Consider the following 23,059-nt stretch of genomic DNA (forward strand, 5'->3'; position numbering starts at 1 on the left):
ACAATTCATCTGAACCACTAGAGATTTGCCCCGGTCCAATTAACCAAAACTACAGCGTACAGGTGGGCCACAACTGTTTGGTGTCTTACCAACCCAAACGATTTCCGCCTCGACACTTACACCTCGCTCATCCAGTGCCTTTAGAATTGGCAGATTTACAATTGCAATCCAAAGGCACGCCCAAAGGATTACTACAGTAACGACAGCCAGCGCGAATAAACGATAAGGAACATTGAAGAATCGCATGGCGTCTACGTAGCTCTATATTCGGGCAATTTTTAGCCCGCCATGGATGCGCTGCTGATGGCTGCTTTGCGGACAAAACAGACTATGAGTGTTTGTCCGCGCTTTGGGTGTTGATTGTCTTAAAGACAAAATTACGGAGCTCAAAGCGCGCGCCACAACTCACTTAGACTTCTGATTTAATCGATTGAGTTTCCGGTTCGGAGGCAACCGGCGGAAGTCCATCGGGGGCTTCAAGGTGACTACAGACCACACTAATTAATTCGCATTTGCATGCGATCCAACACTGAGCTGTCGATCCCCAAATTTGCAGTTTCAGGGTATCCATGAATTTTGCGAACACCACTACGGAATTCGAGACGCGCCGCATCCAGAGCTCGGTAGGCCATGTTATTTGAAATATGCCTGCTGCCAGTCGGAGATGGCTTATAGAAATGCGTGTCTGACGTCAGCACTAATGGGACAGTTTAGGTCGAGTTGATAAGAGAGGGTTTCTGGCTCGGCACTCCCGCCGCGACCAGTCGCTCGATCATCTGCAGCCGCCTCGGCCCACTGCTCGCCCGCGGTTCGAGCTGGCGCTTGAGCTCGGGGGCCAGGGTGGTGACGCTGACCGCCACGCTGACCAGTCGCTGGGCAGCCAGCTCCGCCAGCAGGTCGAGGTCGCGCTCGATGAGTGCGCCCTTGGTGACGATCGACACGGGATGTCGGCAGGCGAGCAGCGTTTCGAGAATTCGGCGGGTGACGCCGTAGCGACGTTCGATCGGCTGGTAGGGATCGGTACTCGCCCCCAGGGCGATCGGCGCGCACCGATACGAAGGACTCCCCAGCTGTCGCAGAAGCACCTGATCCGCATCCGCCTTCCAGACCAGCCGTGTTTCGAAATCCAGACCGGGCGACAGGTCCAGAAAGGCGTGCGTCGGGCGCGCGAAGCAGTACACGCAGCCGTGCTCACAGCCCCGGTAGGGGTTGATGGTGCGGTCGAAGGGCAGGTCCGGCGAGCGATTGAAGGTGATGAGCGAACGCGGCACTTCGCGACGCACGTGAGTGTCGGGCGCCCGCTCCGGCTCCGCGACGGTCCAACCATCGGCCACCGCCTCGTGGCTTGCCGCGAGAAACCGCGGCGCGGGCGAGCACGTCGCGCCCCGGCCACGGATGACACCCGAATCACTCATGATGGCCCCGCTGAACTACTGGTTATTCATACAGTATCAGCAAGCGCACGAAGGGTGTGAGGCCCTTGGGGCACGGGTGCGCTGAAACGAATGAAATGGCGCGCCTGACAGGATTCGAACCTGTGACCCCCGCCTTCGGAGGGCGGTACTCTATCCAGCTGAGCTACAGGCGCGTTGGGGTGGGGCGAGACCGGCGGGATCGCCAGGTCGAGAACCAGCGCGCAATATAACCGTGCCGGTGTCACGACGTCCACGACACGTGCGAACGGGCGCTTTCTGCTGCCGTGCCGCACCGTTATACTTCGCGATCCTTTTTTGGCCTAGATGAGTCAAGGTTGCAAACGTGACGGCACAAGACATCCGGTTCTTCCAGACCTTTTCCTACGTGCTCGCCTCCCTGGTGGCATTCACGATTTTCATCTACGTCCTGGCGAAGGTGGTCGACAGCAACACCCAGGATCAGTGGGTGAGCGCCGATCCCGCTCGCCTGGAAGCGATCGAGGCTCGCACGGCGCCCGTGGGCACCGTCGCCCTGGCCGGTGCCGGCGTGACGGTCGCGCCGACCGCTTCCACCGCTCTCACGTTCCGCGATCCGCCCGCCGCCCACGGCGATGACGCCGCCCACGGCGATGACGCCGGCCATGGTGGTGACGAAGGCCACGGAGAGGCGGCCGAGGAGCATCACGCTGAAGCATCGGGCGAGGATCATTCGCCGGTCGAAGCCGTCGCCGCCGTGGCTGAGACGGTAGAAACCGCCGTTGACGCCGCCGCTGAGGGCGTCGCCGCGGCTGCCGCCGACATCGACGGCAGCACGATCTACAACCAGGGCTGCAACGCCTGTCACGCCGCCGGCATCGCCGGTGCGCCAAAGGTCGGCGACCCCGCTGCCTGGACGGCGCGTATCGCCCAGGGCAACGACACGCTCTACGCGCACGCCATCAACGGCTGGAACGCGATGCCGCCCAAGGGGGGCTTCAGCTATCTCTCCGACGATCAGGTGAAGGCTGCGGTCGACTTCATGGTGGCCGAGAGCCAGTAAGCTCAGGACTCGCCCGACACCGATGCCCCGTCGCTCTGCGCGGCGGGGCGTGGCTTTCCGCTCCCGCCTGCGATCCTCCAGCGCCCCGTCAACCCGGGGCGCCCGAAGGCCAGCCGAGCTCGCCTTCGACCGACAACAGTACCGTTCGAGCAACGCCCTGGCTTGGGCCAAACGTACTTGGGGGCGGATCTCGTGAAGCTCCCGGCAGGGCTGGCTTCTACAACCTAGTAATCAAGCACTCAAGTTACACAGTGTGTGACACCCGGTGGCGCGCTGGATGAGTGTTCCGCATACTGCAAGACAAACGATGTAGACCCATCGTAGGCGGTGACGAAAACAGCGTTTCTGGGGGTACACACCAACGCACTACTTATGCAGTAGTACTCAGTCGAATCGAAGTACCCTGCATGAAAGATACCCTCCTTCGTGATAGGGAATCCGTGTTGGCTGGACAAGTCCCTCAGCAAACCGCTGCACTCTACCACCCGTGAACACCCCCCAAGGTTCACTAGAACGGCAACCAATAACCCTGCCCTCAGCCACATAGCAGACTCCTCAAGGTGGCATCGATCGCTCGTGCGCATCGCTACCTTAAGCCTGCTACTTCCCAAAGTAACGCAGCCACAGTATCGCCACTACGAACAACATCGAGAACGTCGCTAGCAGAACAAAGATCGCCATGGAGACTTTGCCTGCAAATCCCGTATCCCCGAAGAACAGCCAAAAGCTAAGGTTGAACCCAACAGTCGCGCCCGACACCACGGCCACTCCTGTAGCTTGTTTCCAGTCCACTGCGCGAGGAGCGATTCCGGGTAAGTAGGAGACAAGATAGCCTACGAGGAATGCGAATACGCCGAACCCAATCCACGCCACGACGCTTGCTTCGTGAGCCGTCATAGCCACCGCCCTCCCATAGGCGTTTCCGGCAAGAAGTACACGCGTCCAGTGCCGGCGTCTGGCGCGGCATGTGTAATTGCAAGTCGATCCGATCGAGCAGCGGACCGCAGATGCGCTGACAATAGCGGTGACCATGGAGAGCGTACAACGGCAGTGAGACTCACCGGGATAACCGCAAGGCATGCTGCGAGGCAGCAACCAGCAGCGCCGGCCGGCGTAGGCAGCCAACTTCGAGCGAGTCCGCTTGTTGTGTGCCATGAGCTAGTGCAATCATAAGCCTATCAGAAACAACTAACTCGGACAGCCAACCTTGAAGCAAACAGTCCTCGTACTCTCACTGATCAGCGCCGTCCTCTTGGTCCGGTCGGAAGCCGCAACGCTCGACTTTCTCGCGGAGTTTCCTGGGGATACGTACCTCGGAACCCCGAATTTCTCACTCGTGAATGCGCAGATCACAGCGAGCGGAGGCGACGTGTTCATCTTCGACGCGGATACCGGGAACAATCCGCCCGGACCGTTGGGTGGGTTCTGCGGGGTCACCGAAATGCAGGGGGCTGACTGCTCTACAGACATCGAGATCAGGTTCGCTCAGAGGATTGGCAACCTGACGTTCACCACGAACCAGTTCGATGACGGGGATGTCTTACGAGCACAGATCTTCGATGGCGCTCAGCTTCTATCAGAACAGGTGATTGCCGCGAACCAACTGGTGGATTTCAGCGCCTTCAGTGGAATAGATCGACTCGTCCTCATCGGGTCCGAAACCACTGGTGATGGCCTTGGACTCGCCTACGGTCGCTTTCAATTCGCCGTGGTCCCTATTCCCGCCGCCGGCCCGCTGTTGTTGCTACCCCTTGCTTTAATCAGCGTGGTCGGCCGGTTGCGGCGACTGAACTAGCGGTGACTTCCTATCGCAGGCGCTACGCTGGCCGGCGGAGTCCCGTGCCTGGCATCGGTCGCCTGGGTCGAGTGATTTCACGAGCTATCTGACAACGAAACCCCTGAGCTGCTGACGCCAGGCCCATGTACCGAGGGCAGCGCAGCCCAACGCTCCTCCAGCGAAGTCCGCCAACCCAGTGCTTCCGACAGGTGCGCAGCGGTCACTTCTGTCGATCCTGCAAGATCGGCTACTGTCCGCGCCACGCGCAAGACACGATGAATCGCACGCACAGACAAGCCGAAGCGCTCGCCCGCCGCACGAATCAACGAACGCCCCACTTCGTCAGGCGCAACCACCTCGCCCAGTTGGGCCGGCGTAAGCGCGTGGTTGAGGCGGCCGCTGCGCCCTCGCTGCGCGCTGTGCGCGGCTGCCACTCGACGGGCGACGAGCGCACTCACTGACGGCGGCGATGGTGCCGTGTCACCACCCACCTCTGCCGGCGTCTGACGCGGCATGTGTAGTTGCAAATCGATCCGATCGAGCAGCGGACCGGAAATGCGCTGGCGATAGCGATTGATCATCGCTGGGGTGCAACGGCACCGAGGCTCACCGAGATAGCCGCAAGGACAGGGATTCATGGCCGCCACCAACTGAAACCGCGCCGGAAACGACGCCCTACCCCCGGCACGGGCAAGCTGCACCACCCCCGCTTCCAACGGCTCGCGCAGCCCCTCCAGCACATCGCGCCGAAACTCGGGGAGCTCATCCAGAAACAACACCCCACAGTGGGCGAGGGAAATCTCACCGGGGCGAAGTACAGCCCCGCCGCCGAGCACGGCAGCGGCGGTGGCGCTGTGGTGGGGAGCACGGAAGGGACGCTCCAGCTGCGGCCCCACGGCTCCGCCCGCCAGCGAGTGCACCACTGCCGCTTGCAACTGCTCCTCATGAGTTAACGGTGGCAATAGGCCCGGTAAGCGAGTGGCCAACATGGTCTTGCCCGTGCCCGGAGGCCCCACCAACAGCAAGCTGTGGCCCCCGGCGGCGGCGATTTCCAGCGCCCGCCTGGCGGTCGCCTGGCCTTGCACATCGCCGAGGTCGAGAGCGTTGCCATGCGGGTCCGGTGGTGCGAAGCGCGGCGACGGACAGGCCCGCAGGGGACGTCTCCCACACAGGTGCGCTCCCACCTGCTCGAGGGTGGCAGCCGCGTAGACCTCGGCCTGGCGCTGCATGGCCGCCTCCTCGCCGTTGGCCACCGGCACGATCAGCGCATGCTTCGCTGAGGCGGCGTGGGTGGCGACGCAGATGGCGCCACGGATCGGCCTCAAGGTGCCCCCCAGCGAGAGCTCGCCGTAGCACTCGATGCCCTGCAGGGCGTTGCCCGGCAGCTGTCGGCTGGCCACCAGCACCCCGACGGCGATGGCGAGGTCGAAGCGACCGCCTTCTTTGGGGAGATCGGCCGGTGCGAGATTTACGGTGATCGGGCGCGCTGGAAATTCGTAACCACTCTGGGTGATGGCCGCGCGCACTCGCTCGCGCGCCTCGCGCACGGCGGTCTCGGGCAGACCGACCATCGTGAAGCGGGGCAGGCCGCGGCCGAGGAACACCTCGACCGTGACCTGGGGCGCTTCCACCCCCACCTGCGCTCTGCTCAGCACGCGCGCCAGCGTCATCGACAGGCCTCCCGCGCCCATTTGGTAGGATTGCCCCTCGCTTGGCTCCCATGGGGCCCAACGCGAACGGCACACCAAGCCGAGTGTGCGCAGGAAGACGGGCGCCTGGAGCGCGTATTTCTGTCGCAGATATCGAGTTACGCGGCGTTCGCCAAGCCGAGTGACGCAGCGAACCCGACGAGGACCCCACCATGAGCAACCCAGGTTTCGATCCACGATTCATCGACGATCTCGCCCGCCGCCTCGACGCGGCCATGCCCGAGCGGCTGCGCGCCCTGCGCGAAGATGTCCACGGCAACTTCAAGGCCGTCCTGCAGTCGGCCCTGGGGCGCATGGATCTGGTCACCCGGGAGGAGTTCGACGTGCGCAACGATATGCTCAATCGGCTCTACGAGACGGTCGAGCAGCTGGAGCAGCGAATCGCCGAGCTGGAGGGTAAGCCGCCTCAGGACTGACCGTCGTCTCCCGGCGACCGCTGATCGGCAGCGCCCCGCGGAAACGTGCGTTCGTCGAGAATTCGCGCCCAACGGCGGTGATAGACTCGAGATCGGTATTGGGACCCTCTTCGAGACCTGACCATGATGGCTAAGCAACGACCTCAAATCGCCGCCGCCGCGGCACTGCTCACCGTGCTCGCCAGCGCCGGCATCGCGGAGGAGCAGACGCTGTTCACCTGGGTCGACGCCGACGGCACCGTGCACTACAGCGACAAGCCCGAACATCCAGGCGCCAAGGAAATGGAGATGGCCAGCCGGCGCACGGACGAGGCCCGCGTGGCCAACGAAGTGGCCACGCGCGAGGCGCAGCAGACCGCCCGCCAGCAGGCGGCGGCGGAAGCGCAGCAAGCGAGTGCCGAGCAGGCGCGCGAACAGGAGCAACGCCGCTATCGCTGCGACCAGGCGCGCTCGCGCTTACGCACCCTGTCGGTGGCGCGCCGTCCCTTCCGCGTGGACGAGAACGGCCAGCAGATCTACCTGAACGACGGGCAGATCGCCGCCGAGCAGGCGCAGGCGCAGGCCGCCGTCGACCAATGGTGCAGCGGTACCCCGTGACCGTGACCCGCGCTGGCGTACTCGGTCTCGGCGCCATGGGCGCGCCGATGGCAGCCAACCTTGCCAAGCACGAACGCTTGGGCGGCGTGTGGAATCGCACCGCTAGCGTCGCCATACAGCTTGCCGATTCATTAGGCTGCGCAAGCGCGAGCACTCCCGCTGACCTGGCCGCCGAGTGCGACGTACTGATCACCAATGTCAGCGCCGACGCCGACGTGCTCGCCGTGGTGGACCAGCTCCTCCCCGGCCTCAGCGAAGGCAAGCTCGTCCTCGATTGCTCCACGACCTCGCCGCAGACGGCGCGCGAGGCCGCGAAGCGCGTGGCCAGTAAGGGCGCGCAGTTTCTCGATTGCCCCGTCACGGGGGGCACCGAAGGGGCGATCAACGCCACCCTCGCGATTCTCGTTGGAGGCGAGCGCGACGCCTACGAGCGCGCGTTGCCGGTGCTGGAGAGCCTCGGCCGTCGAATCACCCATATGGGCCCCGTCGGCGCCGGGCAGGTGACCAAAGCGGTGAACCAGATCATGGTCGCCGGCATCAACCAGGCGGTGAGCGAAGGCATGGCCTTGGCGCAGGCCGAGAGCCTCGACCTCGACGCGGTCATCGCCACCCTGGCGACGGGCGCTGCCGGCAGCTGGTTCCTGGAGCAGCGCGGCCCGAACATGCGGGACGACACGTATCCTCTGGGATTCAAGGTCGCCCTACACGCCAAGGACCTGGCCATCTGTCGGGCCATCGCCGATGAGCACGACGTGCGCTTGCCCGTGGTCGAGATGACCCTGCTGCATTACGAACGCCTGCTCGCGCGCGATCCCGACGCGGAGGAGGACATCTCATCGCTGTTCCGCCTGAAGCGGGAAATGTTCGCAAGCGACGACAGCTGAGCGGCTCCCCGGCCGCCACCCCGGCGGACTGCTACCTCCCGGATTTCTGCCAGCCGCGTATGGCGCTCACCGTCGTGCTGATCGTGGAGCTGGTCGCGATCGTGCTGACCTTCGCCCGCGTGCCCATCGGGGAGCTGTTCTGGCTGGAGCTCGCGCGCATCTCCCTGCTCCTGATCTGGATTGCCCTCACCGGCACGGCCCTGCTCTGCAGCCTTCGCCCCAAGCTCGCTACCCTGGGTACGGTAGGCCTGTCCATCGGTGGCTTCCTGGTGATCCTCGGCGTGACCGCCGCGATCGCCGAAGCAACCTGGTGGATCGGATTGCTCACCCTGGGCGGCTCGGGGGGCGGCCCCCAGCTGTTCTTCCCCCAGCGCCACGGCCCCTTCCTGCTGGGTAGCCTCGCCGTCAGCGCCGTGGTCTGTGCGTTGTTGCTGCGCTACTTCTACGTCACCCACCAGTGGCGTCTGAACCTCGAGCGCCAAGCGCAGGCACGCATCGGTGTGCTCCAGGCTCGCATGCGGCCGCACTTTCTCTTCAACAGCATGAACACGATCGCGTCCCTCACCCGCTCGGACCCGGCGGCCGCCGAAGCGGCGGTGGAGGATGTGGCCGAGCTGATGCGGGCGAGCCTGTCGGATACGGGTCAGCGCATCCCCCTACGCCAGGAGATCGAAGTCTGCCGTGTCTACGCGCGCGTCGAGCAGCAGCGCCTACGCGAGCGCTTGCGCGTGGATTGGCAGATCGATGATGTTCCGATGGACGTGCCGATTCCGGCGCTGACGCTCCAGCCGCTGCTCGAGAACGCCATCTATCATGGCGTCGAGCGGCTGACCGAGGGAGGGACCGTCTCCATTCGGGGTCAGGTGCTCGGCAAACAGGTTGAGCTCATGATACATAATCCGGCGCCTCGCCTGGACACCACTGCTGCGCCGCCGCATCAAGGAAATCGGATGGCCCTTGCGAACATTCACGAACGTTTGGCGCTTATCAGTGAAGGTCGGGCCCGGCTCGACACTCACCGTGAGCAGGACGGCTTTCGCGCCACGCTCACGCTGCCCATGGACCAATCCAGGGACGAAAGTCAGTGAAGATTCTTATCGTCGACGATGAAGCTCCGGCGCGCGAACGCCTGCGCCGGCAATTGGTGGAGATCGCGCCGAGCAACAGGGTCACGGAAGCCATGTCCGGCGAGGACGCGGTACGCCTGTGCTCCCAGCAGGAGCCGGACGTGGTCCTGATGGACATCCGCATGCCCGGCATGGGCGGCCTGGAAGCCGCCGTGAAGATCAGCAGCATGCCGAGCGCGCCTGCCGTGATCTTCACCACCGCCTACGGCGAGCACGCCCTCGAGGCCTACTCCGCGAGCCCGGCCGACTACCTGGTGAAGCCCATCCGCCAGGAGAAGCTCGCCAACGCGTTGGAGAAGGCCAAGCGCCCGACGCGGCCGCAGATCCGCGAGTTGGAGGTGCGGCCGGAGCCTGCGAAGGAGCAACGCACCACCATCAGCGCCCGCTGCGGCGAGCGCCTGCAGGTGATCGCCCTCGACACGGTCGTCGCCTTCTGCGCGGACAACAAGTACACCAACGTCATCCACCACGCCGGCGAAGTGCTCATCGATGAGTCGCTGAAGTCGCTGGAAGCGGAGTTTCCCGAGCGCTTCGTGCGGATTCACCGGGAAACGCTCATCTCCCTGCGCCACCTCGACGCTCTCGAGCGTACGCGCGAGGGGCACTACCAGGTGAGGATGGTCGACGAAGGCGGTGAAGGCCGCTGCTTCCGTGTCAGCCGTCGTCACGCCGCCTCCGTAAAGCAACGGCTGCGCGCGCTCTGACTCGAGCGACCGGTAACTCGCGCGCTTCATGTCGCGAGCACACTCGGGCACACTTGTGGTTTGACCTCACGGGGTAGCGGCTCGCCGCCGCTACCCCGTGTTCGTATTGCGATTGTCGAGACCGCGCCAACGATGTGGCGGTTCGGCAGCCGAAGGACCGGAGCCCGAATGTCCAGCTTCAGCATCGCCACGCGACGCAGTGAACTCGCCCTCTGGCAGGCGCACCATGTAAAAGACGCCCTCGCCGCCGCCCACCCCGACCTCGCCACCGAACTCCTGCCCATGACCACCCAGGGCGATGAGATGCTCTCCCAATCGCTCGCCGAGATCGGCGGTAAGGGATTGTTTCTTAAAGAACTGGAGGTCGCTCTGGTTGAAGGCAGGGCGCACATCGCGGTGCATTCGATGAAGGATGTACCCGCCGAGTTACCCGACGGGATGACTATCTGCGCTGTGCTGGAGCGGGCTGATCCCCGGGACGCCTTCGTCTCCCTCAAGCACCGACGCTTCGCCGACCTGCCCCAGGGGGCACGCCTGGGCACGTCGAGCCTGCGCCGACGGGTGCAATTGCTCGCCAAACGCCCGGACCTGCAGATCGGCACCCTGCGCGGCAACCTGCAGACGCGCCTCGCCAAGCTCGAGTCCGAGGGGTGGGATGCGATCGTGCTGGCCGTGGCCGGTCTGGAGCGACTGGGCCTGGGCGAGCGCATCACCGATGCCTTCGATATCCAGACGTCCTTGCCCGCCATCGGCCAAGGTGCCGTCGGCATCGAATGTCGTGAAGACGACACGCGGGTCATCGAGCTCATGGCCGCCATCAACCATGCGCCCACCGCCACCTGCGTGACCGCCGAGCGGGCGCTCAACCTGGCGCTGGAAGGCAATTGCCATTCCCCGATCGCCGGCTTCGCCACCCTGGCCGACGACGGCGAACTCACCCTGACGGGTCGAGTGGGGGCGCTCGACGGGTCGCGGCTGCTGGAAGCGACGGCCAGTTCCCGGGGCGACCCGAAGGCCCTCGGGTCACAGGTCGCCGACGCGCTGCTCGAGCAGGGCGCGGCGGAATTGGTTGCCGCGCCGAACGCTTGAACGGCGAGGCCCGGCCTAGCGGTAGCCTAACGGGCCTACGTGTCCTGATAACGCGCCCGGAGCCCGCCAATGGCACGCTGGCCGAGGCAGTCACCGGTCGCGCCGGCCAAGCGATCCGTTTGCCGGCGATCGAAACCAAAGCGATCGAGCGCGCGGCGCTCCTCGATGAGTTCGCCTCGCCGGGCGACGTCGGCCTCGTGATCTTCGTCAGCGTGCCGGCGGTGACCCACGGCAGCTGGTTGCTGCGCGAGAAGCACGTGCGCCCTCGGCGGGTAGCTGCCATCGGAGGCACCACCGCCAACGCCCTCGAGGCCTGCGGAGTACGCGTCGATATCACCCCAGAGAACGACGCCTACACGAGCGAGGACTTGCTGGCACACCCGTCGCTTACGGCATCGCACGCGCCACTCGATGTGCTGATCGTGCGGGGGGTGGGCGGTCGCGAGCTGCTCGCCAACACCCTGAGCGAACGCGGGTTCCATGTGCGCTACGCCGAGACCTACGTGAGGCGCCGCCCATCGGCGGACTGTGCCGTTGAAGCGAAGGCGGCCATCCGTTCGGGGGATGTCCCACACATCATTACAGCAACTAGTTTAGAAATCCTGGATAATGCGTTGTTATTACTCGGCGCTGAAGCGGATGCGGTGCGCGGCGCATCGACGGTCCTCGCGCCGAGCGAGCGAATCGCCCACGCCGCTGTCAGCAAGCTTGGGTTTGAGCTGCCGCCCCTAAAGAGCCGGGGCGCCGACAACGAGGCGCTGATACGCGCCATGGAGGCATGGTGGGGAACACGACGCTAGCCATTTGCCGTACACACCGAGTGCCCGCGACATGAGCACCGAGCCCGAGACGGCCAGCGCGCCGGCCGGCAGCAGCAGCGGCGGTAGCGCCACGCGGGCGCACGAGTATCCCCACGAGGCGACTTCGCCCACTAACCACAACCCGCTCGGGTTCGCGGCCCTGGTGCTCGCCGCTGTGGCCTGTATCGCGGTGTTCTCCTTTTGGCAGAACCAGTCGTCACTGCTGCAGGACCTGGGCTCCGCCCGCGAAGCCGCCGGCGCCGCCAGAGCCGATGTAGCCACCACCTCCAGCGCCATCGAGACGCGCCTGGCAGGACGCATCGACAACCAGGAAACCACCCTGCGCCAGCTTGCGCCCACGGTCGCCGCCCTCGAGGTGCAAAGCGCCCAGGGGGACGCAGCGGTCGAGGCCCTCGGGCGCACCGTGGAGGACCTCACCTTACAACTCGGCCAGGTGAGGCAGAGTGTCTCGCGCAACGAACAAGCGCTGGCGGATGCGGGCGGCGTGCTGCGCAATGCGCGTGACCGGTGGGTGCTGGCCGAGGCCGAGTACCTCATGCAAACGGCGAACACCGCCCTCGCCCTCGCCGGCGATCGCCAGGTAGCGCTCGCCGCGTTGGAGGCGGCCGACGATCACCTGGCCTCCCTCGCCTCGCCGCGACTGACGCCGGTGCGAGAAGCCCTCGCCGCGGATATCAGCGCGGTGAGCGCAATGCCGCGCACGGATGTGTCCGGGGTGGCGGTCAGTCTCGGTGCGCTCGCCGCACAGGCGCTCGAACTTCCGCTGATTGAGGATCGAACCCAGAATTTGTTGGTCGAAGGCGGCGACCCGGACGAACCTGCAGGCTGGGGCCGCGCCCGCGCGGCGTTTCAGGGCGCCCTGTCGAGCCTCGTGTCTTTCCGTCGCGACGACTCGCCGGTGGTACCGCTGCTCGAGCCGGATGAGAAGTTCTTTCTTCACCGCAATCTCGAGCTGCAACTACTCACCGCACGCCTATCTAGTTTGAAAGGTGATCAGATCAACTACCGGATCAGCCTGGAAGCTGCCCAGCGAACGCTTACCGGTGGCGGCTTCGATCTGCAGTCGGGCGCGGTGGATGGCATGCGCGAGCAGCTCGCTGAGCTCTGGGAGGTGGAGATCGCTCCCGAGCGCCCGGACATCAGCGGATCGCTGGTGGCGCTGCGGGAGGCCGCGGAGCGCTTGCCATGAGGCTCGGCATCGTACTGCTCATCGGCCTGTTCCTCGGCGCCTTCAGCGCCCACTTCCTGCTCGAAGATCGGGGCTACGTACAGATTCGCTTCCTCGATGCGAGCCTGCAGACCTCCGTGCCCGGGCTCATCATGATCCTGGTGGCCCTCTACGTGGCCATTCGCATTCTGGTGCAGGTGCTCGGCGCGCCCAGGCGCATCGGCAGCGCACTAGGCGCGCGCGAGAAAGCGATTGCGCAAGGCGCCCTCACCCGCGGCTTGAGCGAGATCAGCGCCGGCAACCTCGCCCGCGGAGAGCGCATCCTCACCCGCCAGGCGGTGCGCGGTGATGCGCCGGTGGTCGCATACCTCGAGGCGGCTCGAGCGGCGCAGCGCCAAGGTGCGCGTTCACGGCGCGACAGCTGGCTCAAGCGAGCCAACGACCACGCTCCCGGTGATGCACCTGCCATCCTCATCACGCAGGCGGAACTGGAGATCGGGGAAGGCGATCTCGAGCGCGCGCTGAAGACCTTGCGACGTCTGGAGGCGATGCGGCCGCGCCACGCCCGCTGCCTCGCCCTGCAGGCGGAGATCTATCAACAGCAGCAGGAGTGGACGCTGCTGGACGAGTTGCTGCCGCGCCTGCGCAAGGAAAAGGCCCTGCCCGCCCCAAGCCTGCGAGCGCTGGAGAGCGAAGTGACCGGGCATGCGATCACCATCGCGGCCAAGCGACTCGATGGACCGGGCCTGAAGCGTCGCTGGAAGCAACTGGGACGCAAGCAGAAGGACGCCCGCCTCACCCATCGCTACGTCGGCGCGCTCATCGAAGCCGGCGACGAAGCCGAGGCGGCGGAGGTGATCAAGCGCAGCATGCGCGAGCAGTGGCAGCCGGAGCTGCTGTACACCGTGGGGCAGTTGAGTGAGGCGCAGCAACGCAAGCTGCAGCCGCAGATCACGGCCTGGCGACGTAAGCGCCAAGAGGACCCGGCGCTGCTCTACGCGGCCGCGGCGATCGGGGCATCGCACGACCCGTTGAAGGCGATCGCGCGCCTGGAGTCGTCCCTCGAACAGGCGCCACGGCTGGAGAGCTTCGAACTCTACGGTCGTCTGCTGGATGAACAGGGCCGCCACGCGGAGGCCACTATCGCCTTCCGCTCTGCTTTGGCCCACACCACGGAGGGCCGCAGCAGCGGCGTTCCCGCGCGGCTGGAGAGCAGCGCGGCCAACGATGCGCACTCCGCCGAGGCCACCGTCACGGTGAGCGATGAAGACCCAGCACCCGTCTCCGGCACCTCGCAGGGTAGCGGGGCGCGCGGGCGCCGCGGACGCAAGCGCCGCCCCACCTCCTAGGCCCTAAGGGGCCTGCGCCTGGCCCTTTCCCGCGGTGCGCAGTGCGCACCATCACGACTGCCTGATGTCGGCGCGACAAAATGCCCGGCATTTCTTTGGGTTCTGTAAGGGAAAACCGCGAAACCTACGGCAGGAATTGCGTGTAATGTCGACCTGACACATGTATCTGTAATGCAATCTAGACACAGATGTGGTCAGATGGACTTACCGCGACGGGCCCCCAGGGGGCGTGCGCGGGGATTTGCACAAGGCCGGAGATCACTACGGCGGGGCACGCCCGCTCGCTCACTGGCCCCAAGATGGGATGACGGCAGTGGCAGAGTTCGATCCTGACAAGATCAAAACGGAGTCGTTTCGCGATAACCCGCGACTCGCCCGGGTGAGGCGGTATTGTGAGGACAATCCGACCGCGCGTATCTCCCTCGTCGACGCCGCGCGAGTGGCCAACCTGGAAGCCAGCTACTTCTCGTCTTTCTTCCACGAGAAGACCGGTGTTTGCTTCCACAGCTGGCTGAACTACACGCGCGTCCTGAGAGCGATGCACCTGCTCGCGGACACGGACCTCAGCATCACCAATGTCTCGCGTAAGGTCGGCTTCCGCGACCTGCGCACGTTCCAGCGGGCCTTCAAGCGCTTCGCGAGCGTCACGCCCACCGAGTACCGCAAGCAGGCGCGTGCCGAGCAGGCAGAGCGCGATGCACGGGTACCGGTGAATGCGGGACATCGCCTGGTCGCGACGCATGCGAACGGCAACGGCAATGGCCACGTGAACCATGGCAATGGCAACGGCCACTACGGCGTCATTGGCAATGGGAACGGAAACGGCCATAGCAACGGCAACGGTCATGCCGAGCGCCGCAGCAGTGACCAGCAGGGTGGTGGTTCCTCCGAGCGCGCCTCAGACGACGCACGCCTTCAGCAGCGCGACGACTCGGCCTAAGCGAGTTTGCCGCCCCGCTGGGGGCATACCCGGCGAGACCTAGTCGATACCTAGGTCGCTCCAGATCGCGTCTACGCGCGCAATCACCGATGGATCCATACGGATGGGGGTACCCCATTCGCGATCCGTCTCGCCCGCCCACTTCGACGTCGCGTCGATCCCCATCTTCGAGCCGAGGCCCGCCACCGGCGACGCGAAGTCAAGATAATCGATAGGTGTGTTATCCACCATGGTGACGTCGCGCGTGGGATCTACTCGCGTCGAGATCGCCCAGATCACGTCCTGCCAATCACGCGCATTGATGTCGTCGTCAACAACGATCACGAACTTCGTGTACATGAACTGACGCAGGAAGGACCAGACCCCCATCATCACCCGCTTCGCATGGCCCGGGTATTCCTTCTTCATGGTCACCACGGCCAAGCGGTATGAACAGGCTTCCGGCGGCAGGTAGAAGTCGACGATCTCCGGGAACTGCTTGCGCAAGATGGGCACGAACACCTCGTTCAGGGCCACGCCGAGGATGGCGGGCTCGTCGGGCGGGCGACCGGTGTAGGTGCTGTGGTAGATGGCGTCATCACGCCAGCTCATGCGGTCCACCGTGAACACGGGGAAGTCGCTGACCTCGTTGTAATACCCCGTGTGATCTCCAAAGGGTCCCTCAGGCGCCATGTCGCCGGGATGGAGATGACCTTCCAACACGATTTCCGCGCTCGCCGGGATGTCGAGGCCGGTGAGGTCGCTCTTCACCGTCACCGTGCGCGAACCGCGCAGCAGGCCGGCGAAGGCATGCTCGGAGAGCGTGTCCGGCACGGGTGTGACCGCCCCTAGAATCGTCGCCGGGTCCGCCCCGAGCGCGACGGCGACCGGGAAGGGCTTGCCCGGGTGCTCCTGCTGGAAGGCCTGGAAGTCCGTCGCCCCCCCGCGATGGGCCAGCCAGCGCATGATCAGGCGATTGCGCCCGATCAGCTGCTGCCGGTAGATACCAAGATTATGCCGCTTACGGGCGGGGCCGCGCGTGATCGTCAGGCCCCAGGTCACCAGCGGGCCGGCGTCGCCGGGCCAGCAGGTCTGAATCGGCAGGCGCTCGAGATCGACCGCATCGCCTTCCAGCACGTTGCGCTGCCACGGCGCACTTCCTGCTGTTTTCGGCGCCATTGAGAGCACTTGGCTGAAGATTGGCAACTTCGACCAGGCATCGCGCATCCCCCCGGGCGGCTCGGGAGACTTGAGAAAGGCCAGCAGCTCCCCCACCTCTCGTAGGGCGCCGACGGACTCCTGCCCCATCGCCAGGGCGACACGGCGGGGGGTGCCGAAGAGGTTGCCCAGCACCGGCATGCTGTGACCCTTCACGTTCTCGAACAGGAGCGCGGGGCCGCCCTTGCGCAGGGTGCGGTCACAAATCTCCGTCATCTCCAGCCGGGGATCGATCTCGATCTGCACCCGACGCAGCTCGCCGATCGCTTCCAGCTGCCGTACGAAGTCCTGTAAGTCGCTGTATTTCATGAAATGGTCTGGCTCCAATGGCTGGGGCGGGATCATACCGCGGGCGCTCGTGCCGCCACCACGGAACGCCGAATCAGGCGGCACCAGCCATGAACCCGCGCTTGTTCACGACACCCTGACGGGTAAGCTCCAGGCCCCTATGGAACTGACTTTCGACAAGATGGAAGGCTGCGGTAACGACTTCCTCGTGCTCGACTTCCTTGACCAAACCGCGCCGCGGATGCCGCTCTCTGCCGCCACCATCCAGGCGTTGGCAGATCGGCGCCGGGGCATCGGGTTCGATCAGCTGTTGCTGATCCAGCAAGCCGGGGACGGGGCGGAACTCGCGGCGGAATTCAAGATCTACAACGCGGACGGATCGGTGGCGGGCCAGTGCGGTAACGGCGCACGCTGCGTTGCCGCACTTCTGAAGCAACATCATGATTATCCAGAGGAATTTACCTTTGGCAGTCCGGCAGGACCGATCCAGGCAAGGGTCACCCCAGAGCGCGTGAGCGTCTGCATGGGGGTGCCGGAGTTCACCCCGGCGAAGGTGCCGATCGCGGCCACGCCGGCGGCGGACGGGCGATACGACCTCGATGTGGTCGACGGAACGGTTAGACTGGGGGCCGTTTCGATGGGAAACCCCCACGGCGTACTTTTCGTCGACAACATAGACAATGCTCCCGTCGAACAGCTCGGCCCAGCGATTCAGCAGCTAGACGCCTTTCCAGCCGGCGTAAACGTGGGCTTCTTGGAACCCCTCACCGACCACCGCGGAAGACTTCGCGTCTTCGAGCGCGGCGTCGGCGAGACGCTGGCCTGCGGGTCTGGTGCCTGCGCCGCCGCGGTGATCGGCCTGGCCACAGGAAGGTTCGTCGGGAGCGAGGTGACACTGGCGCTCCGCGGCGGAGAACTGGTGATAAGCTGGCCCGGCGAAGGCCACCCCGTGTGGCTCGAGGGGGCCGCCCGATGGGTGTTCAGGGGACAGGTAACAGTATGAGTTCACAACAAAAAACTGGAACGGCGAGTCAAGACCCCTCGGAGGAGGCGATCGCCCAGTACCTGCAGATGCACCCTGACTTCTTCGAGCGCCACAGCACGCTCTTGGGTGCCCTGCGCCTGAGCGATCCGGGCAGCGGCCCGGCAGTCTCGCTGATCGAACGCCAGGTGGCGATCCTGCGCGCGCGCAACGTGAAGCTTGAGCGCAAGCTGCAGGAACTCGTGTCCATCGTCGGCAGCAACACGGCGCTCGCCGAGAAGATTCACGGACTCGCGGAGAAGCTGCTCGCCACCGGCTCCGCCGACGAGGCCGTCGCCGTGCTCGAGCGCTCCTTGGGCGAAGACTTCAGCGCCGAGTTCTCCGTACTGCTCATGTTCGACGATGCCCTCGAGGAGGGGATCCCCGCCGAGGGCGGATGGGTTCGGCACATCGATCGGCGCGATGAGAGCGGCGACTTCGTCTCTCTGCTGACCTCCGAGACGCCGCGCTGCGGACGTCTCACAGAGGCCCAACGTACCTTTATCTTCGGCGAGGAAACCGGGCAACGGGTGGCATCGGCCACCGTGACCCCCCTCGGCGATCCGGCGATCGGCATGCTGGCGATCGGCAGCGTCAATCCGGATCGCTTCCTGCCGACCATGAGCGTCGACTTCCTCAACCGGGTCGGCGGCCTGGTCGCCCAGGCGATCCGACAACGGGGCCGGTGAACCGCGAGCCGGCGAGCGCTCAGGCGGAGGGCAAGACAGCTCCCGCAGCGCATCCCCTAGACAGCTTTCCGCCCTCCTTCAGCCGCGGCGCGAAACGTTTTCTGCACGGCCTCGCCGTCGAGCGCCGCGCCTCCGAGCACACGATCAGCAATTACGCCCGCGACCTCGCGAGCGTGCTCGAGTTCTGCCAGGCGCGCGAGCTTGGCGCGCCGGCCGATATCGGCACCACTGACCTGCGCGATTGGCTGGCCGGGGAACACCGTCGAGGGCTGTCACCGCGCAGCCTGGCGCGGCGGCTGAGCGCGGTAAGACAGTGGCTCAACTCGCTGGTGGAGTTCGGCGAACTACCGAGCAATCCGGCGACAGGCTTACAGGCCCCAAAGGCCGACAAGCGTCTGCCTGCCGTGCTCCCGCCGGATACGATGGCGCGCCTCCTGGAGGGGGCCGATGACGATCCCCTTACTCACCGCGACTTCGCCATCATGGAGTTGCTCTACTCCTCCGGCCTGCGCCTTGCGGAACTTACGGGGGCGGACGTCACAGACCTCGATCTTCGCGACGGCACCATCCGCGTCACGGGGAAGGGCAACAAGATGCGAATCGTCCCGGTGGGCGCGCAGGCGCGTGAGGCGCTCAGCCGCTGGTTGCGCGTGCGCACCGCGCAAGAGGGCGAGCAGGCCCTGTTCACCAGCCAACGTGGCAAGCGCTTGAGTCGACGCTCGGTGCAGCAGCGGGTGCAGCACTGGGGGCAGGTACAGGGCCTCGATCACAAGGTGCATCCGCATCTATTCCGCCACAGCTTTGCCACCCACGTGCTCGAGTCGAGCGGTGATCTTCGCGCGGTGCAGGAACTACTCGGCCATGCCGACATCAGCACCACGCAGGTCTACACGCACCTGGACTTCCAGCATCTGGCCAGCGTCTACGAGAGCGCCCACCCGCGCGCGAGCCGGCGCCGTTCCACCGATCAGGATTGATCGCTGAGGTCTTGTCGGCTGCCCGCGGGTCCACGCGAGGCACCGGGAGAGAAGATATTCAATGAGTCAGCAACCTTTCTTCGACGCCCACGGCACCACCATCGTGTCCGTTCGCAAAGGCAACCGGGTCGCCCTCGGCGGTGACGGCCAGGTTACCCTCGGCAACACGGTGATGAAGCACAACGCGCGCAAGATCCGGCGCCTCGGTAACGATCGGGTAATCGCGGGCTTCGCCGGTGGCACCGCCGATGCATTCACGCTGTTCGAGCGCTTCGAGGGCAAGCTCCAGCAATACGGCAGCCTCACCCGCGCCGCGATTGAACTCGCCAAGGACTGGCGCGCCGAACGCGCCCTGCGCCAACTCGAAGCGCTGCTGTGTGTCGCCGATCAGGAACGTTCGCTGATCGTGAGCGGCAACGGCGATGTGATCGAACCGCCCGACGGCCTCATGGCCATCGGCTCCGGCGGCGCCTTCGCCCAGGCAGCGGCCCGCGCTCTCATCGACCACAGCACCCTCGACGCCCGCAGCATCGTCGAGCAGGCACTGCACATCGCCGCCGACATCTGCATCTACACCAACGACCAGCTCACGATCGAAGAGTTGGAGAGCACCACCGCGGAGTGAATACGGCCGCGAGCCGCCCCGCGTTGAGCACAGAACGACAGGTCCCAGCATGTCTCAGATGACACCGAGAGAGATCGTCCAGGAACTGGACAAGCACATCATCGGCCAGGAGGACGCCAAGCGCGCCGTGGCCATCGCCCTGCGCAATCGCTGGCGCCGCTCTGCCGTGGACGACCCCCTGCGCCAGGAGATCACGCCGAAGAACATCCTGATGATCGGCCCCACGGGCGTGGGCAAGACGGAGATCGCCCGACGCTTGGCGCGGCTCGAGAACGCGCCCTTCGTGAAGGTGGAAGCCTCCAAGTTCACGGAGGTCGGCTACGTTGGCCGTGAGGTGGATAGCATCATCCGCGATCTCGCCGACGTCTCGATGAAGCTCGCCCGCGAGCACGAGGTGGCGCGCCTGCGCCATCGCGCCGAGGACGGCGCGGAGGAAAGGGTGCTGGATGCGCTCCTGCCCGGGTCCAAGCGCGACAGCTTCACCGACGCCGCCGATGCGTCCAGCAGCGACACACGCCAGAAGTTCCGCAAGATGCTGCGCGAAGGCAAGCTGGACGATCGCGAGATCGAGATCGACATCAGCGCCACGCCCACATCCTTCAACATCATGACGCCGCCGGGCATGGAAGAGCTGAGCGGCCAGATCCAGAACATGTTCCAGGGGCTCAACCAGCAGCAGCGCAAGAGCCGCCGCGTGACCGTGCGCGAGGCGATGAAGCTGCTCACGGATGACGAGGCCTCGCGCATGGTCAACGAAGAGGAACTGCAGGCGAAGGCCCTGGAGGCCGTCGAGCAATCGGGCATCGTCTTCATCGACGAGATCGATAAGGTCACGCGCCGCTCGGACGCGGGCGCCAGCGGGGCAGATGTGTCCCGCGAAGGCGTGCAGCGAGACCTGTTACCGCTGGTGGAAGGCTGCACCGTCAACACCAAGTACGGCATGATCAAGACCGACCACGTGCTCTTCATCGCCTCCGGCGCCTTCCACCTGTCCAAGCCTTCGGATTTGATCCCCGAGCTGCAGGGCCGCTTCCCGATCCGCGTCGAGATGAACGCGCTCACGAGCGAGCACTTTCAACGGATCCTCACGGAGACCGACGGCGCCCTGTGCGAGCAGTACTCCGCCCTGATGGCGACCGAAAACGTTAGCCTCACCTTCGCCGAAGATGGCGTGCGGCGTATCGCCGAGGTGGCCTTCCACGTCAACGAGCGGATGGAGAACATCGGCGCCCGTCGCCTGCACACGGTGATGGAGCGGTTGTTGGAAGAGGTGTCCTACCACGCCGCCGATTGGGGCGGTCGGGATATCGTGATCGATGCCGCCTACGTGGATCAGCACCTCGGCGACCTGCTCGCCGACGAAGACCTCACCCGCTACGTGCTCTAGGCGCCACCCATGAGCGAACACAAGGATGGCGCCAGCGAGCGGCGCTTCGGGGAGCCCGTGCCGAGCGAGCTGCGTCTGCGCACCGGGGGTCGCGAGCTCAAGGTGTCCTACGCGAGCGGCGAGGCCTTCGCGCTCAGCGCCGAGTACTTACGCGTACACTCCCCCTCGGCCGAGGTGCGAGGCCACGGTGGGCCGGGTCAGGAAAACTGGCCGGTGGGTAAGCACGAAGTGGTGATCGAGCGGATCGAACCGGTGGGCAACTACGCCGTGCGCCTGGTCTTCGATGATGGCCACGACTCGGGGCTGTACTCTTGGCGCGTGCTCTACGAGCTCGGCCGGGATCACGACAGCAACTGGGCGAAGTACCTCGCGCATGTGGATGGATTGCACGGAGCAGATGAGTCATGAGCGACGATAAGGTCACGGCCAACGACGCGCCGTCGCGCGACGACGGCAGCACGCCTGGCGACACCACCCACTTCGGTTTCTCGAACGTGCGCAGCGATGAGAAGGCGGGGCGTGTACGCGAGGTGTTCGACTCCGTCGCCGATCGCTACGACCTGATGAACGATCTCATGTCGGGCGGTATGCACCGCCTGTGGAAGCGCTTCACCATCGACGTGGCCCGCCTGCGCCCGGGGCAGCGCGCCCTCGACGTGGCCGCCGGCTCCGGCGACCTGTCGCGCGCCATGCTGCGCGAAGTCGGTCGCGAGGGCCTGGTGGTGATGTCGGACATCAACCAGCGCATGGTCTCGCGCGGGCGCGATCGCCTGCGCGATGCGGGCGCCGGCGCCAACTGCGCCTTCGTCCAGGCCAGCGCCGAGTCTCTGCCCTTCCCGTCCAACTTCTTCAACGTCGTGACCATCGCCTTCGGCCTGCGCAACGTCACCGACAAGCCGCGCGCCCTGCGCGAGATGCGTCGAGTGCTGAAGCCCGGCGGGCAGTTGCTGGTGCTGGAGTTCTCGCGCCTCACCCTGCCGCCCCTGCAGCCGCTGTACGATCGCTACTCCTTCGACGTGTTGCCGGCGATGGGCAAGTTGGTGGCGAACGACGCGGACAGCTACCGCTACCTCGCCGAGTCCATCCGCATGCACCCGGATCAGGACACGCTGCTCGCCATGATGGAGGACGCCCAGTTCGCCCGCTGCCGGTACCATAACCTCATGGGTGGTATCGTCGCGGTCCACCGTGGTTATCGCGTGTAGCGCGCCCTGCTGCTCGAGGAGGTTCCGAGATGCCCTTGCCCGACTCCCTGTTGATGCCGCTCGAAGCCCTGCTCAACCGACGCATCGCCGCCGCCACCCCTGCCCACGATCTGTGTGCGGATCTTGAGGGTCGAACGCTAGTGATCGATGCCACGGAAGCGCCCGCGATCGGCTTCACGGTGGTCGAAGGGGCCCTGCGCCTGAGCTTCGACGTGAGCGAGCAGCCGAACGCCATCGTCTCCGGGCCCCTGCTGGAGCTCACCCGCTTCGCCCAGGCAGGCAGCCTCGAGGCTGCCCGCGACGTGGAGGTCAACGTGCAGGGCGATGTGCGCACGGCCGGCGGCTACGCCAGCCTCTTCGCCATCGCACGGCCGGACTTCGAGGCGGAGCTGTCGCGCCTGGTCGGCGACCTGCCGGCCCATCAGCTCGGCAACGCCATGCGCGGCCTCGGCGACTTCTTCGCCCGCGCCGGCAGCACCTTGCAGCGGGATCTGGGCGAGTTCCTCAAGGAGGAGAGCCGCGACGTGCCCCCGCGCGATGAGGTGCAGCGCTTCGAGGAGCGCTTGTCAGCTCTGAGCGAGCGCGTCGAGGGCTTGCGCCAGCGGGTCGATGCGATAGGCCGCCGTTAGTCGATT

General features: G+C 65.5%; 23 protein-coding genes, 1 tRNA gene and 1 pseudogene. 20 read left to right on the plus strand and 5 right to left on the minus strand.

The features are described 5' to 3' along the window. Positions 1–743: 743 nt before the first annotated feature. A pseudogene (locus tag AAF184_12170) lies at positions 744–1,415 on the minus strand (radical SAM protein). 96 nt (positions 1,416–1,511) lie between these two features. After that, positions 1,512–1,588: transfer RNA gene (locus tag AAF184_12175), tRNA-Arg, on the minus strand. Between the two features lie 170 nt (positions 1,589–1,758). On the opposite strand from AAF184_12175, the gene AAF184_12180 reads away from it, so the two are divergent. Then, positions 1,759–2,454, plus strand: a complete 696-nt coding sequence (locus AAF184_12180; GenBank protein MEO0423089.1) for a c-type cytochrome — start codon at positions 1,759–1,761, stop codon at positions 2,452–2,454. Between the two features lie 600 nt (positions 2,455–3,054). Here AAF184_12180 and AAF184_12185 read toward each other — a convergent pair. Beyond that, entirely contained in the window at positions 3,055–3,351 is a 297-nt protein-coding gene (locus AAF184_12185) for a hypothetical protein (GenBank protein MEO0423090.1), read from the minus strand. 472 nt (positions 3,352–3,823) lie between these two features. Between AAF184_12185 and AAF184_12190 the strand changes: the two genes are divergently transcribed. Next, entirely contained in the window at positions 3,824–4,249 is a 426-nt protein-coding gene (locus AAF184_12190) for a hypothetical protein (protein ID MEO0423091.1), read from the plus strand. Positions 4,250–4,326: 77 nt separating this feature from the next. On the opposite strand, the gene AAF184_12195 is transcribed toward AAF184_12190, so the two are convergent. Then, positions 4,327–5,901 (minus strand): YifB family Mg chelatase-like AAA ATPase, encoded by a 1,575-nt coding sequence (locus AAF184_12195; protein ID MEO0423092.1) that lies wholly within the window; start codon positions 5,899–5,901, stop codon positions 4,327–4,329. Positions 5,902–6,092: 191 nt separating this feature from the next. On the opposite strand from AAF184_12195, the gene AAF184_12200 reads away from it, so the two are divergent. The 10 genes from AAF184_12200 (at position 6,093) to AAF184_12245 (ending at position 15,035) form a co-directional block, all read left to right on the plus strand. Beyond that, a complete protein-coding gene (locus AAF184_12200) occupies positions 6,093–6,356 on the plus strand; it encodes an accessory factor UbiK family protein (protein ID MEO0423093.1) in 264 nt (87 codons plus the stop codon). Between the two features lie 126 nt (positions 6,357–6,482). Then, entirely contained in the window at positions 6,483–6,953 is a 471-nt protein-coding gene (locus AAF184_12205; GenBank protein ID MEO0423094.1) for a DUF4124 domain-containing protein, read from the plus strand. Beyond that, positions 6,950–7,837: an NAD(P)-dependent oxidoreductase gene (locus AAF184_12210; GenBank protein ID MEO0423095.1), complete on the plus strand. Its 888-nt coding sequence runs from the start codon at positions 6,950–6,952 to the stop codon at positions 7,835–7,837. Before AAF184_12205 ends, AAF184_12210 begins: the two co-directional genes overlap by 4 nt. 59 nt (positions 7,838–7,896) lie before the next feature. Further along, complete coding sequence (locus tag AAF184_12215) at positions 7,897–8,925, plus strand: histidine kinase (protein ID MEO0423096.1); 1,029 nt, start codon at positions 7,897–7,899, stop codon at positions 8,923–8,925. Beyond that, positions 8,922–9,668: a LytTR family DNA-binding domain-containing protein gene (locus AAF184_12220; GenBank protein MEO0423097.1), complete on the plus strand. Its 747-nt coding sequence runs from the start codon at positions 8,922–8,924 to the stop codon at positions 9,666–9,668. The genes AAF184_12215 and AAF184_12220 overlap by 4 nt, the downstream gene beginning before the upstream one ends. Positions 9,669–9,836: 168 nt before the next feature. Further along, entirely contained in the window at positions 9,837–10,757 is a 921-nt protein-coding gene (gene hemC / locus AAF184_12225; GenBank protein MEO0423098.1) for a hydroxymethylbilane synthase, read from the plus strand. Beyond that, positions 10,754–11,557 carry a uroporphyrinogen-III synthase gene (locus tag AAF184_12230; protein MEO0423099.1) on the plus strand — a complete coding sequence of 268 codons (804 nt, stop codon included), beginning with the start codon at positions 10,754–10,756 and terminating at the stop codon, positions 11,555–11,557. Before hemC ends, AAF184_12230 begins: the two co-directional genes overlap by 4 nt. Positions 11,558–11,588: 31 nt before the next feature. Continuing rightward, the gene (locus AAF184_12235) at positions 11,589–12,767 is read left to right on the plus strand and encodes a uroporphyrinogen-III C-methyltransferase (protein ID MEO0423100.1); all 1,179 of its coding nucleotides are present in this window, start codon (positions 11,589–11,591) and stop codon (positions 12,765–12,767) included. Next, on the plus strand, positions 12,764–14,095 hold the full coding sequence (locus AAF184_12240) for a heme biosynthesis HemY N-terminal domain-containing protein (protein ID MEO0423101.1): 1,332 nt from the start codon (positions 12,764–12,766) through the stop codon (positions 14,093–14,095). The genes AAF184_12235 and AAF184_12240 overlap by 4 nt, the downstream gene beginning before the upstream one ends. A gap of 304 nt (positions 14,096–14,399) precedes the next feature. After that, positions 14,400–15,035: an AraC family transcriptional regulator gene (locus AAF184_12245; GenBank protein MEO0423102.1), complete on the plus strand. Its 636-nt coding sequence runs from the start codon at positions 14,400–14,402 to the stop codon at positions 15,033–15,035. Between the two features lie 39 nt (positions 15,036–15,074). Here the strand turns inward: AAF184_12245 and ubiD are convergent, their stop codons facing one another. Beyond that, positions 15,075–16,541 carry a 4-hydroxy-3-polyprenylbenzoate decarboxylase gene (gene ubiD, locus AAF184_12250; protein ID MEO0423103.1) on the minus strand — a complete coding sequence of 489 codons (1,467 nt, stop codon included), beginning with the start codon at positions 16,539–16,541 and terminating at the stop codon, positions 15,075–15,077. 139 nt (positions 16,542–16,680) lie between these two features. Here ubiD and dapF point away from each other — a divergent pair, with 139 nt between their 5' ends. From dapF to AAF184_12290, 8 genes are all read left to right on the plus strand, one after another. Beyond that, positions 16,681–17,523 carry a diaminopimelate epimerase gene (gene dapF, locus AAF184_12255; GenBank protein ID MEO0423104.1) on the plus strand — a complete coding sequence of 281 codons (843 nt, stop codon included), beginning with the start codon at positions 16,681–16,683 and terminating at the stop codon, positions 17,521–17,523. Beyond that, complete coding sequence (locus tag AAF184_12260; GenBank protein ID MEO0423105.1) at positions 17,520–18,230, plus strand: DUF484 family protein; 711 nt, start codon at positions 17,520–17,522, stop codon at positions 18,228–18,230. Before dapF ends, AAF184_12260 begins: the two co-directional genes overlap by 4 nt. Before the next feature lie 101 nt (positions 18,231–18,331). Next, entirely contained in the window at positions 18,332–19,207 is an 876-nt protein-coding gene (gene xerC / locus AAF184_12265; protein ID MEO0423106.1) for a tyrosine recombinase XerC, read from the plus strand. 61 nt (positions 19,208–19,268) lie between these two features. Continuing rightward, the gene (gene hslV / locus AAF184_12270) at positions 19,269–19,832 is read left to right on the plus strand and encodes an ATP-dependent protease subunit HslV (protein MEO0423107.1); all 564 of its coding nucleotides are present in this window, start codon (positions 19,269–19,271) and stop codon (positions 19,830–19,832) included. Between the two features lie 49 nt (positions 19,833–19,881). After that, positions 19,882–21,219, plus strand: a complete 1,338-nt coding sequence (hslU, locus tag AAF184_12275; GenBank protein MEO0423108.1) for an ATP-dependent protease ATPase subunit HslU — start codon at positions 19,882–19,884, stop codon at positions 21,217–21,219. Positions 21,220–21,228: 9 nt separating this feature from the next. Continuing rightward, complete coding sequence (locus tag AAF184_12280; GenBank protein ID MEO0423109.1) at positions 21,229–21,627, plus strand: gamma-butyrobetaine hydroxylase-like domain-containing protein; 399 nt, start codon at positions 21,229–21,231, stop codon at positions 21,625–21,627. After that, the gene (gene ubiE, locus AAF184_12285; protein ID MEO0423110.1) at positions 21,624–22,424 is read left to right on the plus strand and encodes a bifunctional demethylmenaquinone methyltransferase/2-methoxy-6-polyprenyl-1,4-benzoquinol methylase UbiE; all 801 of its coding nucleotides are present in this window, start codon (positions 21,624–21,626) and stop codon (positions 22,422–22,424) included. The genes AAF184_12280 and ubiE overlap by 4 nt, the downstream gene beginning before the upstream one ends. 29 nt (positions 22,425–22,453) lie before the next feature. After that, complete coding sequence (locus AAF184_12290; GenBank protein ID MEO0423111.1) at positions 22,454–23,053, plus strand: hypothetical protein; 600 nt, start codon at positions 22,454–22,456, stop codon at positions 23,051–23,053. Positions 23,054–23,059: the final 6 nt, after the last annotated feature.

It is taken from the genome of Pseudomonadota bacterium (genome assembly GCA_039815145.1).
Classification (GTDB): domain Bacteria; phylum Pseudomonadota; class Gammaproteobacteria; order Steroidobacterales; family JBCBZW01; genus JBCBZW01.